This is a genomic window from Streptomyces sp. ITFR-16, assembly GCF_031844705.1.
GTDB lineage: Bacteria > Actinomycetota > Actinomycetes > Streptomycetales > Streptomycetaceae > Streptomyces.
Genome location: NZ_CP134609.1, coordinates 2,089,198 through 2,101,604 on the forward strand (window position 1 = coordinate 2,089,198; position 12,407 = coordinate 2,101,604).

Sequence of the window (12,407 nt, forward strand, 5' to 3'; positions counted from 1 at the left end):
CTAGGACTTGACGGCGAGGCCGTGCAGCGCGATCGCGCGCTGCATGGCCTTGCGGGCTCTGGGGGTGTCCCTGGCGTCCTGGTAGGCCACGGCGAGGCGGAACCAGCAGCGCCAGTCGTCGGGGGCGTCCTCGGTCTCCTCGCGGCGGCGGGCGAACACCGCGTCCGCGGAGTCCCGGTCGATGCGGCCGCTGGGTGTGCGGACGAGTTCGTCGACCGGCAGGCCGCCCTCGGCGTCGAGCTCGGCGGCCAGGGCGTTGGCCCGGCGGACGAACTGGGTGTTCTTCCAGAGGAACCAGATGCCGATCGCCGGCAGGATCAGCACGGAGATCCCGAAGGTCACCGTGATCAGCGTGCCGTGCTCGATGAGCAGGACGCCACGGCTGCCGACCAGGACGAAGTAGAAGACCAGGACGGCAGCGGTGACGACGTAAGTGATCTTTGCGCGCATGGCGTGGGCTCAGTCAGTTCAGGTCGAGGAAGTGTTCCAGGCCGAACGTGAGGCCGGGAGCGGTCACCACGCGGCGCGCGCCGAGCAGGATGCCCGGCATGAAGCTGCTGTGGTGCAGGGAGTCGTGCCGGATGGTGAGGGTCTCGCCCTCGCCGCCGAGCAGCACCTCCTGGTGGGCCAGGAGGCCCCGGAGGCGTACCGAGTGGACCGGGATCCCGTCGACGTCCGCGCCGCGCGCCCCGTCCAGTGCCGTGGCGGTGGCGTCCGGCTGGGGGGCTGAGCCGGCCGCGCGGCGGGCCTCGGCGATGAGCTGGGCCGTGCGCGCGGCGGTGCCCGAGGGGGCGTCGGCCTTGTTCGGGTGGTGCAGCTCGATGACCTCGACGGACTCGAAGTAGCGGGCCGCCTGCTGGGCGAACCTCATCGTGAGGACCGCGCCGATGGAGAAGTTCGGCGCGATGAGCACACCGGTCTCCGGAGAGCCGGAGAGCCAGGTGTTCAGCCGCGCGAGCCGTTCGTCGGTCCAGCCGGTGGTGCCGACCACCGCGTGGATGCCGTGCGCGATACAGAAGTCGAGGTTGTCCATCACCGAGTCGGGGGTGGTCAGTTCGACGACGACCTGGGCGCCGGATTCCGTGAGGGTCTCCAGCTTGTCGCCCCGGCCGAGTGCGGCCACCAGCTCCAGGTCGTCGGCGGCCTCGACCGCTCGTACCGCCTCGGAGCCGATACGGCCCCGGGCACCGAGAACGGCCACGCGCAGCTTGCTCATTGCTCTGCTTCCTTCACGGGAGGAGTTACGAGACCGCTTCTTCGAGGCGGCCGGCCTGCTTGTCCTTGAGCGGGCCGATGACGGAGAGCGAGGGGCGGTGTCCGAGGACCTCGCCCGCGACCGCGCGGACGTCGTCCGGGGTCACCTCCGCGATCCGGGCGAGCATGTCGTCGACCGACATCTGCTCGCCCCAGCACAGTTCGCTCTTGCCGATGCGGTTCATCAGCGCGCCGGTGTCCTCCAGGCCGAGGACGGTGGAGCCGGAGAGCTGGCCGATGGCGCGGCTGATCTCCTCGTCGTCCAGTCCGTCCGACGCGACCCTGTCCAGCTCGTCGCGGCAGATCTTGAGGACGTCGTGGACCTGGCTGGGCCGGCAGCCCGCGTACACACCGAAGAGCCCGCAGTCCGCGAAGCCCGAGGTGTACGAGTAGACGCTGTAGGCGAGGCCGCGCTTCTCCCGTACCTCCTGGAAGAGGCGGGAGCTCATGCCGCCGCCGAGGGCGGTGTTGAGTACGCCGAGCGCCCAGCGGCGCTCGTCGGTGCGGGCCAGTCCGGGCATGCCGAGGACCACGTGGGCCTGCTCGGTCTTGCGGTTCAGCAGCTCGACCCGGCCTGCCGTGCGCAGCGTGCGGGAGCCCTCGCGCGGGGCCGTGGGGACGGCGTCGGTGCGGCTCAGGGCGCCGGCGCGCTCGAAGGCCCTGCGGACCTGGCGCACGACCGTGGCGTGGTCGACGTTGCCGGCCGCCGCGACGACCAGGTGCGTGGGGTCGTAGTGCTTCTTGTAGAAGCGGGCGATCTGGCCCCGGTTCAGGGCGTTGATCGTGTCGACGGTGCCGAGGACCGGGCGGCCGAGCGGGGTGTCGCCGAGCATCGTGTGCGCGAACAGGTCGTGCACGCAGTCGCCCGGGTCGTCCTCCGTCATCGCGATCTCCTCGAGGATCACGCCGCGTTCGGCGTCGACGTCCTCGGCGGCGATCAGCGAGCCGGTCAGCATGTCGCAGACCACGTCGATGGCCAGCGGCAGGTCCGTGTCGAGGACCCGCGCGTAGTAGCAGGTGTACTCCTTCGCCGTGAAGGCGTTCATCTCGCCGCCGACCGCGTCGATCGCGGAGGAGATGTCGAGGGCGCTGCGCTTGGCGGTGCCCTTGAAGAGGAGGTGTTCGAGGTAGTGGGTCGCGCCGTTCAGGCTCGGGGTCTCGTCGCGTGATCCGACGTTGGCCCAGATGCCGAAGGTGGCGGAGCGTACGGAGGGCAGGGTCTCGGTGACCACGCGCAGGCCGCCGGGGAGGACCGTGCGGCGGACCGTGCCGATGCCGTTGCTGCCCTTGAGAAGCGTTTGGGTACGGGCGACGGCCCGCCCCTCCGAGGAGGGGCGGGCCGTCGTCGCGGAACTACGGGACGTCACTTGTCGGTGTCGTCCTTCTTCTCGTCCTCTTCGCCCTCGATGACGGGGATGAGGGAGAGCTTGCCGCGGGAGTCGATCTCGGCGATCTCGACCTGGACCTTGGCACCGACGCCGAGCACGTCCTCGACGTTCTCCACGCGCTTGCCACCGGCGAGCTTGCGGATCTGCGAGATGTGCAGCAGGCCGTCCTTGCCGGGCATCAGGGAGACGAACGCACCGAAGGTGGTGGTCTTGACGACCGTACCCAGGTAGCGCTCGCCGACCTCCGGCATGGTCGGGTTGGCGATCGCGTTGATCGTGGCGCGCGCGGCCTCGGCCTGCGAGCCCTGCTGGGCACCGATGTAGATGGTGCCGTCGTCCTCGATCGTGATGTCGGCGCCGGTGTCCTCCTGGATCTGGTTGATCATCTTGCCCTTGGGGCCGATGACCTCACCGATCTTGTCCACCGGGATCTTGACGGTGATGATCCGCGGGGCGTTCGGGGACATCTCGTCCGGGACGTCGATGGCCTCGTTCATCACATCGAGGATGTGGAGGCGGGCGTCACGGGCCTGCTTCAGCGCGGCGGCCAGGACCGAGGCGGGGATGCCGTCGAGCTTGGTGTCGAGCTGGAGCGCGGTCACGAACTGCTTCGTACCGGCGACCTTGAAGTCCATGTCACCGAACGCGTCCTCCGCACCGAGGATGTCGGTGAGGGCGACGTAGTGGGTCTTGCCGTCGATCTCCTGCGAGATCAGACCCATGGCGATACCGGCGACGGCGGCCTTGAGGGGCACACCGGCGTTCAGCAGCGACATGGTGGAGGCGCAGACCGAGCCCATGGACGTCGAGCCGTTGGAGCCCAGCGCCTCGGAGACCTGGCGGATCGCGTAGGGGAACTCCTCGCGCGACGGCAGCACCGGCACGATGGCGCGCTCGGCGAGCGCGCCGTGGCCGATCTCGCGGCGCTTGGGCGAGCCCACGCGGCCGGTCTCACCGACGGAGTACGGCGGGAAGTTGTAGTTGTGCATGTAGCGCTTGCGGGTCACCGGGGAGAGGGTGTCCAGCTGCTGCTCCATCCGGAGCATGTTGAGGGTGGTGACGCCCAGGATCTGGGTCTCGCCACGCTCGAAGAGCGCCGAGCCGTGCACGCGCGGGATGGCCTCGACCTCGGCGGCGAGCGTACGGATGTCCGTGACGCCGCGGCCGTCGATGCGGACCTTGTCCTTGATGACGCGCTCGCGGACCAGCTTCTTGGTCAGCGCGCGGTAGGCACCGGAGATCTCCTTCTCGCGGCCCTCGAAGGCCGGGAGGAGCTTCTCGCCCGCGATCTCCTTGATGCGGTCGAGCTCCGCCTCGCGCTCCTGCTTGCCGGCGATGGTGAGCGCCTTGGCGAGCTCGGTGCTGACGGCCTTGGTGAGGGCCTCCAGGACGTCGTCCTCGTAGTCGAGGAAGACGGGGAACTCGCCGGTGGGCTTGGCGGCCTTGGCGGCGAGGTCCGACTGGGCCTTGCAGAGCGTCTTGATGAACGGCTTCGCTGCTTCCAGACCGGCGGCGACGACCTCTTCGGTCGGGGCCTCGGCGCCGTCCTTGACCAGCTGGATGGTCTTCTCTGTGGCCTCGGCCTCGACCATCATGATCGCGACGTCGCCGTCCTCCAGGACGCGGCCGGCGACGACCATGTCGAAGACGGCGTCCTCGAGCTCGGTGTGCGTCGGGAACGCGACCCACTGGCCCTTTATCAGGGCGACGCGGGTGGCGCCGATCGGGCCGGAGAAGGGCAGGCCCGCCAGGATCGTGGAGGCGGAGGCGGCGTTGATCGCGACCACGTCGTACAGGTGGTCGGGGTTGAGCGCCATGATCGTCTCGACGATCTGGATCTCGTTGCGCAGGCCCTTCTTGAAGGAGGGGCGCAGCGGGCGGTCGATCAGGCGGCAGGTGAGGATCGCGTCCTCGGAGGGGCGGCCCTCCCGGCGGAAGAAGGAGCCGGGGATCTTGCCGGCGGCGTACTGCCGCTCCTCGACGTCCACCGTCAGGGGGAAGAAGTCGAGGTTGTCCTTGGGCCGCTTGGAAGCGGTGGTGGCCGACAGCACCATGGTGTCGTCGTCCAGGTACGCGACGGCGGAGCCTGCGGCCTGCTTGGCCAGGCGGCCCGTCTCGAAGCGGATGGTGCGGGTGCCGAAGGTTCCGTTGTCGATAACGGCCTCGGCGTAGTGGGTCTCGTTCTCCACTAGTGATTTCTCCATACTCGTCGTCTTTCGTCCTGGCGCCCGTGTGGCGCAGGACGGGCGGAGAAGCGCACCGTGTGTGCGGGGCCGGTCTTCGATCGAAGCTCCCGGGCGTTGTCCCGGGGGCCACTACCGAGGACCGGCGGCGGCCGTGGGGCGCCTCTCCTCGTCTGGTGTTGTACGTCCAGGTTACTGAGCTTGGGCCCGGTACCGCACGTACGGCAAAGGGAGCGGTCCCCTGGAAGTGGGTACCGCTCCCTTCGACAGCGTCTTTACTTGGCGCCGCCGGCCGCGCCACGGCGGATGCCGAGGCGGTCGACGAGCGCACGGAAGCGCTGGATGTCCTTCTTGGCCAGGTACTGCAGGAGGCGGCGACGCTGGCCGACCAGGATCAGCAGACCACGACGGGAGTGGTGGTCGTGCTTGTGCGTCTTGAGGTGCTCCGTCAGGTCCGAGATACGGCGCGAGAGCATGGCGACCTGAACCTCGGGGGAACCGGTGTCGCCCTCCTTCTGCGCGAACTCGGTCATGATCTGCTTCTTCGTAGCGGCGTCGAGCGGCACGCGGTACTCCTCTTGGTGTTCGATGCGCCCACGAGTGCCCCTGGTCTTGATCTCAGGGGAGCTTGAGTGACTCGGGAGCGAAGGTCCGATGAGCGCAGCTCCCAGAGCGAACCGGGAACGCGTACACAAACGGCCACAGCCAGACTACCAGCCGTCCGGACCCGCCCCCGACGGGCTCAGCCGGTGAGGGCCCTGGCCCGGTCGAACACGTCGAGCGCGGCCAGGCAGAGCGGGACGAGGGAGAGCAGGAGCGCGCTCTCGGCCAGGTCCAGGCAGCGGCCCCAGAACGGCGAGAGGCCCTTGCGCGGTACGGCCGTGCCGGCGGCGGTGAGCAGGGCGGCACCGGCGGTGAGGGCCGCGCAGAGCCCGAGCGTACGCAGGTCGAGGGCGGCGCGGCCGCCGCTGCGGACCAGGGCCGCCGTCAGCTCGGCGGGCGGGGTGAGGGCCAGGCCGAGGACCAGTGCGGCGATCGCGCCGGCGCCCGCCGCCAGGACGCAGGCGACCTGCGCGGTGTAGCGGAAGAGGCGGGCGCGCAGCAGCATCGCGAGTCCGGCGGCGAGGGCCAGCAGGCGGGCCCAGACGTTGTCGGAGAAGCCGAGCACTGCGGCAGCCGCCACGACGAGGGCGGCGCAGCCGCCGACCAGGCCGAGCAGCAGTTCGTGGCCGCGCCGGGCCCGCTCCGCGACCAGACGGGCGTCGACGGCGTCGAGGCGGGCGCCGCCCCGGTCCGGGTCGTCGCGGGGGCCGCCGAAGGCGTCGGGGTACGGGTCGTAGCCGCCGGTGACGGGGCGCGGCGGGTCGTATCCCACGGGGAGCCGGGCGAAGCGGGCCGAGAGGCCGGGCAGGAAGGCGACGAGGCCGAGGGCGGCGGGGGCGCAGACGGCGGCGGTCGCGGTGGCGGATGCCTCGGTGAGGATCGCGCCGAAGGCCGCGAGGGCGCCGGCGGCTGCGAGGAAGGCGGTCGCGACGAACGGGGCGTCGCCGTCCGGGGTGAGGGCGACCAGGACGGCCGAGGCGACGAGGACGGCGGCGCAGCCGAGCAGCAGCTGCATCCGGCCCGCGCCGCGGCCGGTGTCCGGGGCGAGGAGGCCGGTGCCCGCGACGAGGACGAGGGGCAGGGCGCCCAGGCCGAGGGCGAGGGCGGTGGCGCGGTCCGCGTAGGCCCGGGCGCGTACCCCGGCGACGGCGGTGAGCAGCAGTCCCGCCGCGCCCGCGACGACCCCGGGCAGGCCGTGCATGACGTGGCGGGCCGGGTCGGTGAACCAGAGGACGAGGGCCGTCAGGACGAGCAGCAGCGCGCCGCCCGCCGGTCCCGCGCCGCGCAGCAGGCCGTCGTCCCAGAGGCGGCGGTCGCGGCCGACGGCGGCGGCGACCGCGTCGGGGACGTCGTCGAAGACGGGAGGCGGCAGCGAGTCCGCGAACGGGCGCAGGCTGAGCAGCTCCCCGTCGAGGACCTGCTGGGCGGCGAGGGTGCGGGTGTCGTCCAGGACCGTGCCGTCGAGGCGCACGAGGTGGTGGCCGGTGGGGGTGGCGGCGGCCTGGGCCCGGCCGGTGAGGCGGAGGATCTCGGGCCGGATGTCGGCGACGGCGATGTCCTCGGGCAGGGCGACGTCGATGCGGCGGTCGGGCGTCACGACGGTGATCCGGCGAAAGCCCGTCGCCGCGGTCGTACTCACGTGTACCGGTCCCCCTGCTCCGCGCACTGCGCGGGTCGCTCACGATGCGCGCGCAACCCTATCGGGCGGAATGGGGCGAAGACGGTCGGCGCCGGAGATCACGGACGGGATCATGGACGCCCGGTGGCCGGTCCGCGGGCCGGGTGCGCCCCGGGGCGCCGGTGCGGACCGACCCGGTGCCCCGCCCGTCCGCCGTGAGCCAGATCGTCGTCAAGCGTCCGCCGCGCGCCCTGCCGCCGGAACTCCCCGTGGACGAGGTGGTGCTGGACCCGCCCCCGGCGTTACCGCGCGGGCAGCGGGAGGGCGTGCTGATGCAGGTTCTGCCGGTACTGGGGATGGCGTCGTCGGTGGTGTTCTTCTTCTCGCCGCAGGCACCGCCGTTCATGCGGGTCATGGGCGTGCTGATGCTGGTGTCGACCGGGGCGATGGTGATCGCGCAGCTGGTCCGCCACCGCCGGGGCGCGCAGGGGCGGACGGCGGACGTGCGACGCGACTACCTGATGTATCTGGCCCGGACGCGGCGGGCGGTGCGGCGGACGGCGCGGGCCCAGCGCGATGCGCAGTGGTATCTGCATCCGGATCCCGGGCAGCTGTGGTCGGTGGTCGCCGAGGGCCGTCGGATCTGGGAACGCCGTCCCGGCGACCCGGACTTCGGCCTGGTACGGGTCGGGCTCGGGGTGCGGCGGCTCTCGACGCCTCTGACATGTCCCGGTGCCCCGACTCCCCCGGATGGCCCCGGGACCGGGCCGGCGCAGGATGCTGAGCCGGTGTGCGCGGACGCGGTGCGGCGGTTCGTGGCGGTGCACGGGTCGCCGGCCGGGATGCCGGTGGCCTTCCCGCTGCGGGGGTCGTACCGGGTGACGCTCTGCGGCGACCCGGAGACGGTGCGCTCGCTGGCGCGGGCGGTGGTGGCCCAGCTGGTGACGCTGCACTCGCCCGATGACCTGGTGGTCGCGGTCGTGGTGGCGCCCGGAGCGGTGGCGGACTGGGACTGGACGAAGTGGCTGCCGCACACCCAGGTGCCCGGGCAGTCCGACGGGGCCGGGACGCGCAGGCTGTGCGTCGACGACCCGGACGCGCTGGAGGGGCTGCTGACGGGCCGGCTGGAGGGGCGGCCCCGGTTCGCGCCGGACGGTGCGCCGCTGCTGGACCGGCCGCATGTGGTGGTGGTCCTGGACGGCCGGGCGGTGGCACCGGGTTCCGCACTGGCGGCGGTCGAGGGGGTGCAGGGCGTGACGCTCGTCGAGCTGGTGGACGGCGAGCCCGGCGGGCACCGCGGCGGTCTGTCCGTGGTGGCGCGGCCCGGCCTGCTGCGGCTGGAGTCCGCCGCGGGCACCGCGTACGAGGGGATGCCGGACGGCCTCTCGCTGCCCGCCGCCGAGGCGCTGGCCCGGCGGCTCGCGCCGCTGCGGGCCGGCGGGGGTGACGGGGACGAACCGCTGCTGGCCGAGCTGGACTTCACCGAACTGCTGGATCTGGGGGACGCGGGCGCGGTCGACGCGGCGCGCACCTGGCGGCCCCGCTCGGCCGCCGAGCGGCTGCGGGTGCCCATCGGCGTCGGGGAGGACGGGCTGCCGGTGATGCTGGACCTCAAGGAGGCGGCGCAGGAGGGCATGGGGCCGCACGGGCTGTGTGTGGGCGCGACGGGCTCCGGGAAGTCGGAGCTGCTGCGGACGCTGGTGCTGGGGCTCGCGGTCACGCACCCCTCTCAGACGCTGAACTTCGTCCTCGCGGACTTCAAGGGCGGGGCGACCTTCGCCGGGATGGCGCGGCTGCCGCATGTGGCCGCGGTCATCACCAATCTGGCCGACGACCTGGCGCTGGTGGACCGGATGGGCGACGCGATCCGAGGTGAGCTGCGCCGCCGCCAGGAACTGCTGCGCGCGGCGGGGAACTACGCGGGCGTCCACGACTACGAGCGGGCCCGGGCGGCGGGCGCCGCGCTCGAACCGCTCGCCTCGCTGGTGCTGGTCATCGACGAGTTCTCCGAACTCCTCACCGCCCGGCCCGACTTCATCGACATGTTCCTCCAGATCGGGCGCATCGGCCGCTCGCTGGGCGTGCATCTGCTGCTGGCCTCGCAGCGGCTGGAGGAGGGCAGGCTGCGCGGCCTCGACACGTATCTCTCGTACCGGATCGGGCTGCGCACGTTCTCGGCCGCCGAGTCGCGCGCCGCGCTGGGCGTGCCGGACGCGTACGAGCTGCCGTCGGTGCCCGGCTCGGGCCTCCTCAAGGCGGGTACGCGGGAGATGACCCGGTTCAAGGCGGCGTACGTGTCGGGGGCGTACCGGGCGGGCGGACCCGGCCGGCCCCCGGGGCGGCTGCCGGCCGGGCGGCGGGCGGCGCTGTTCACCGCGCTGCCGGTGGCCGCCCCGGAGGCGGAGCCGGAAGCGGCCGTGCCCGCCGCCGGGGACGACGCGCTCGCCGAATCCGTGCTCGATGTCCTCGTGCGGCGGCTGGAGGGGCAGGGGGTCCCCGCCCATCGGGTGTGGCTGCCGCCGCTGGACCGGGCGCCCGCCCTGGACCAGCTGCTGCCGGGGCTCGCGGTGACCGGGGACCGGGGGTTCACCAGTACGGAGTACGCGGGGCCCGGTGGGCTGACGGTCCCGCTCGGTCTGGTGGACAAGCCGTTCGAGCAGCGGCGCGAGGTGCTGTACCAGGACTTCTCCGGGGCAGCCGGGCACCTGCTGGTGATCGGCGGCCCGCAGTCGGGCAAGTCGACCCTGCTGCGCACCCTGATCGCGTCGTTCGCGCTCACCCACACACCCGCCGAAGTGCAGTTCTACGGGCTCGACTTCGGGGGCGGCGGACTCGCGGCGCTGGCGGGGCTGCCGCATGTGGGGCAGGTCGCCGCCCGGCTGGACCCCGAGCGGGTGCGGCGCACGGTCGCGGAGGTGGCGGGGGTGCTGGCGCGGCGCGAGGAGCTCTTCCGTGCGCGCGGGATCGACTCCATGGCCACCTACCGGCGCGCCCGCGCCCTCGGTGACCTGCCCGGCGAGCCGTGGGGCGATGTCTTCCTGGTCGTCGACGGCTGGGGCGCCTTCCGTACGGAGTACGAGGGGCTGGAGCCGGTCGTCACGGACATCGCCGCGCGCGGGCTCGGCTACGGCGTCCATGTGGTCCTGTCCGCCGCCCGCTCCATGGAGGTGCGGGCGGCGCTGAAGGACCAGGTGGCCGGGCGGCTGGAGCTGCGGCTCGGTGACGTCATGGACTCCGAGTTCGACCGCGCGGTCGCCGCCCGGGTGCCCGCCGGGATGCCGGGGCGCGGGCAGGTCGCGGAGCGGCTGCACTTCATGGGCGCGCTGCCGCGCGTCGACGCGGCGGACGGCGCGGACGGACTCGCCGACGGGACGGCCGCACTGGTGGAGCGGGTACGGGCGGGCTGGACGGGGCCGCCGGCCCCCGCCGTACGGCTGCTGCCCGCGCTGCTGCCCGCCGACCGGCTGCCGAAGGGGTCCGAGTTCCCCGGGCGGGGCATCGCGATCGGCATCGCGGAGACGGATCTGGAGCCGGTGTTCGTCGACTTCGACACCGATCCGTTCCTGCTGGTCTTCGGGGAGAGCGAGTCGGGCAAGACCGCGCTGCTGCGCCTGATCGCGCATCGGATCGCGGAGCTGTACTCCCCCGACGAGGCGAAGCTCGTCGTCGGGGACTACCGGCGGGGGCTGCTGGGTGCGCTGCCGGAGAGCCATCTGCTGGAGTACGCGCCGACCCCGGACGCGCTGCGGACGCATATGGAGGCGCTGGCCGGGGTGTTCGCCCGCCGTCAGCCGCCGGCGGACGTCACGCCCCGGCAGTTGCGCGACCGGAGCTGGTGGAGCGGTCCGCGCATCTTCGTGGTCGTCGACGACTACGACCTGGTCGCGACGGCGGCGGGCAGTCCGCTGGCCCCGCTCGCGGAGTACCTGCCCTTCGCGCGGGACACCGGGGTGCGTTTCGTCGTCGCGCGCAACTCGGCGGGGGCCTCGCGGTCGATGTACGAGACGTTCGTGCAACGCGTCAAGGAGCTGGGTGCGCAGGGGGTCGTCCTGTCCGGCGACCCGGCCGAGGGCGACCTCGTCGGGCCGGTGCGCGGGCGGCCGATGCCACCGGGCCGGGGGTACTTCGCCGGCCGGCGCGGGCGCCACCCGCTCGTGCAGACGGGCTGGCTGCCGGAGCGCCCCTGAGATGCGCGGGAGGGCCGTGGAGCACATGTCGGCGGGGTCCGCCGGGGATTGGCCGAGTCGGTCCCCGGGCACCTCGCGGCCTGTACCGTTCCGTGCAGAGCCACGTACGGGAAAGGAGCCCTCACGATGGGCACGCAGGCGGAGAAGGACGAGCTGTACGCACTCGACATCTCGGGGGTGGAATGGCTGAGTGCGCCGGGCACCGAGGAGGCCGAGGAGCGCGTCGAGATCGCGCATCTGCCGGGCGGTGCCGTGGCGATGCGGTCCTCGCTGGACCCGGACACCGTGCTGCGGTACACGGAGGCCGAGTGGCGTGCGTTCGTCCTGGGCGCCAGGGACGGCGAGTTCGACCTCACGTGATGAGGAGCCGGCAGGGATGAGGGGCACGCCCGGACGGGCGTGCCCCTCATGCCGTCAGTACGCCTCGGTGAACAGGCGCGAGGCCCTGAGGTCCGTGGCGCGGTAGTGGTCCTTGCCGGTCTCGATGATGTGCGCGACGTGTGCGAGGCGGCCCTTCATGTGGTCCGCCTTGGTCCGGTACCGGCTCTGGAGCGTCACGTACTCGCTGTAGGCCTCGCCGTCCCAGGTGTCGGTGACGACCTTGAGCGCGGTGTCCATCTCTTCGAGGTCGCGGCAGATGTTCTGCGAGACCGCGCGGATGCGGTTCGCGACCTCCTGGACGCTCTCGTACCTGACCTTGGTGTGCGGATCGTGGCCCATCCGGGCTCTCCTCGGGCTGAGTTGCGGTGACGGGGCGGGGCGCGCGGTTCAGACGCCGTGCAGGCCGGAGCCGCCGGTCGGCGCCACCGGCTCCTTGACCGCGCTGAAGGCCGCGCGGACCTCCTCGTCGTTGGCGTTGCTGAGGGCCTTGGTGCCGCTGACCGCGTGGTGGAGTACGCCGAGGAGGCGGCGGATCTCGTCGTGGTCCTCGTTGATCACGAGCTGGGCGGAGGTGAATCCGGAGGCTCCGGTGCCCGTCCAGCCCGCGCCGACCGTCGCGAGGATGTCGGCCAGCTCCCGGGACTGCCGGGACACCGCCTCGGCCGTGTTGACGATCTTGTTCCTGGCCTGGACGACCGGATCGTCGGCCAGGCCGAATCCACCTGCGGGGCTGGTCATACGGGGTCCTCTCTCGGGGCGTTTCGGGGTGCTTCGGGCCGTTCAGACCGATCAG

Annotated in this window: 10 protein-coding genes; 2 read left to right on the forward strand and 8 right to left on the reverse strand. The window is 72.6% G+C overall.

Annotation, left to right across the window (positions count from 1 at the left end):
* The 6 genes from RLT58_RS09180 to eccD form a co-directional block, all read right to left on the reverse strand.
* The gene (locus RLT58_RS09180) at positions 1–450 is read right to left on the reverse strand and encodes a tetratricopeptide repeat protein (RefSeq protein ID WP_311309913.1); all 450 of its coding nucleotides are present in this window, start codon (positions 448–450) and stop codon (positions 1–3) included.
* A 13-nt stretch (positions 451–463) separates the two neighbouring features.
* Positions 464–1,216, reverse strand: coding sequence for a 4-hydroxy-tetrahydrodipicolinate reductase (dapB, locus tag RLT58_RS09185; protein WP_311309914.1), 753 nt, complete (start codon positions 1,214–1,216; stop codon positions 464–466).
* Positions 1,217–1,241: 25 nt separating this feature from the next.
* Positions 1,242–2,621, reverse strand: a complete 1,380-nt coding sequence (locus tag RLT58_RS09190) for a M16 family metallopeptidase (protein WP_311309915.1) — start codon at positions 2,619–2,621, stop codon at positions 1,242–1,244.
* Positions 2,618–4,831, reverse strand: a complete 2,214-nt coding sequence (locus tag RLT58_RS09195; protein ID WP_311314451.1) for a polyribonucleotide nucleotidyltransferase — start codon at positions 4,829–4,831, stop codon at positions 2,618–2,620. Before RLT58_RS09195 ends, RLT58_RS09190 begins: the two co-directional genes overlap by 4 nt.
* A gap of 269 nt (positions 4,832–5,100) precedes the next feature.
* Positions 5,101–5,391, reverse strand: coding sequence for a 30S ribosomal protein S15 (gene rpsO / locus RLT58_RS09200; RefSeq protein WP_018551846.1), 291 nt, complete (start codon positions 5,389–5,391; stop codon positions 5,101–5,103).
* A gap of 176 nt (positions 5,392–5,567) precedes the next feature.
* Positions 5,568–7,067: a type VII secretion integral membrane protein EccD gene (eccD, locus tag RLT58_RS09205; RefSeq protein WP_311309916.1), complete on the reverse strand. Its 1,500-nt coding sequence runs from the start codon at positions 7,065–7,067 to the stop codon at positions 5,568–5,570.
* A gap of 194 nt (positions 7,068–7,261) precedes the next feature.
* Here eccD and eccCa point away from each other — a divergent pair, with 194 nt between their 5' ends.
* The gene (eccCa, locus tag RLT58_RS09210; protein ID WP_311314452.1) at positions 7,262–11,233 is read left to right on the forward strand and encodes a type VII secretion protein EccCa; all 3,972 of its coding nucleotides are present in this window, start codon (positions 7,262–7,264) and stop codon (positions 11,231–11,233) included.
* A gap of 126 nt (positions 11,234–11,359) precedes the next feature.
* A complete protein-coding gene (locus tag RLT58_RS09215; protein WP_148021251.1) occupies positions 11,360–11,593 on the forward strand; it encodes a DUF397 domain-containing protein in 234 nt (77 codons plus the stop codon).
* 54 nt (positions 11,594–11,647) lie between these two features.
* Here the strand turns inward: RLT58_RS09215 and RLT58_RS09220 are convergent, their stop codons facing one another.
* Together RLT58_RS09220 and RLT58_RS09225 are read right to left on the reverse strand one after the other, a co-directional pair.
* Positions 11,648–11,953, reverse strand: coding sequence for a WXG100 family type VII secretion target (locus RLT58_RS09220; protein WP_311309917.1), 306 nt, complete (start codon positions 11,951–11,953; stop codon positions 11,648–11,650).
* Positions 11,954–12,001: 48 nt separating this feature from the next.
* Positions 12,002–12,352 (reverse strand): hypothetical protein, encoded by a 351-nt coding sequence (locus RLT58_RS09225; RefSeq protein ID WP_311309918.1) that lies wholly within the window; start codon positions 12,350–12,352, stop codon positions 12,002–12,004.
* Positions 12,353–12,407: the final 55 nt, after the last annotated feature.

What these genes read in the sequence shown, in the direction of transcription:
- dapB (WP_311309914.1), bottom strand. Translation starts at nt 1,216, where the DNA reads ATGAGCAAGCTGCGCGTGGCCGTTCTCGGTGCCCGGGGCCGTATCGGC.
- RLT58_RS09220 (WP_311309917.1), bottom strand. Translation starts at nt 11,953, where the DNA reads ATGGGCCACGATCCGCACACCAAGGTCAGGTACGAGAGCGTCCAGGAG.
- RLT58_RS09180 (WP_311309913.1), bottom strand. Translation starts at nt 450, where the DNA reads ATGCGCGCAAAGATCACTTACGTCGTCACCGCTGCCGTCCTGGTCTTC.
- RLT58_RS09215 (WP_148021251.1), top strand. Translation starts at nt 11,360, where the DNA reads ATGGGCACGCAGGCGGAGAAGGACGAGCTGTACGCACTCGACATCTCG.
- RLT58_RS09225 (WP_311309918.1), bottom strand. Translation starts at nt 12,352, where the DNA reads ATGACCAGCCCCGCAGGTGGATTCGGCCTGGCCGACGATCCGGTCGTC.